General features: G+C 62.3%; 2 protein-coding genes. Both read right to left on the bottom strand.

Annotation, left to right across the window (positions count from 1 at the left end; translation table 11 throughout):
• Positions 1-343, bottom strand: a 343-nt coding sequence (locus KDM41_18355) for a tRNA (N6-isopentenyl adenosine(37)-C2)-methylthiotransferase MiaB (protein ID MCB1185387.1), incomplete at its 3' end; no start/stop codon positions are given.
• Positions 344-451: 108 nt separating this feature from the next.
• Positions 452-652 (bottom strand): hypothetical protein (locus tag KDM41_18360; protein ID MCB1185388.1); only part of this gene is annotated, 201 nt, incomplete at its 5' end.

Raw genomic sequence — 652 nt, forward strand, 5'->3', positions numbered from 1 at the left:
GGGGACGTTCGCCGCGTCGCGCCTTTTCGAGGGCTTCGGGCAACCGATGGTAGGATTGCGGACCAAGAACAAAATCGACTGAAGCTTCGCGACGCAGGATTTCGGCACCCTCCGCCTGCGCGACACATCCCGCGACGCCGATCAGCAGCGGTCGCCCCGCCTCGGCGCGCTCATGCTTGATCTGCCGGATTTGGCCGAGTTCCGAAAACACTTTGTCGGCGGCTTTTTCGCGGATGTGGCAGGTATTGAGGACGATCACCTCGGCTTCGGCCGGTGTGTCGACCGCAGCGTGACCCTGGCGATCCAATAGTCCTGCGATCCGGGAGGAGTCGTAGACGTTCATCTGGCAGCCGTAGGACTTGACGTAGCCGCCTCCCGCCGCCTTTGACCCCTTGCTCACGCCTTTCCGGTCCTCGTGTAACGTCGCCCGATCCGGGCATGCTGAGGTCGCTTATACGACCTGGCGGCCGGAAAGAACATAAGCCGATCGGTCCTCCCGGACTCGCTCCATGATTTCAACACGAAACGCCGCGCGGATTGCTGCGGCGGCTTCGCGCGTAACGACCTTTCGGTCCGTCGCCCGATCGAACCGGATCGATGGAAGAAACCGGATTCTGCATTTTGTGCGGCCGCCATGCACGAGGTCGATCAG

The organism is bacterium (assembly GCA_020440705.1).
In the GTDB taxonomy this organism is placed as follows: Bacteria; Krumholzibacteriota; Krumholzibacteriia; order LZORAL124-64-63; family LZORAL124-64-63; genus JAGRNP01.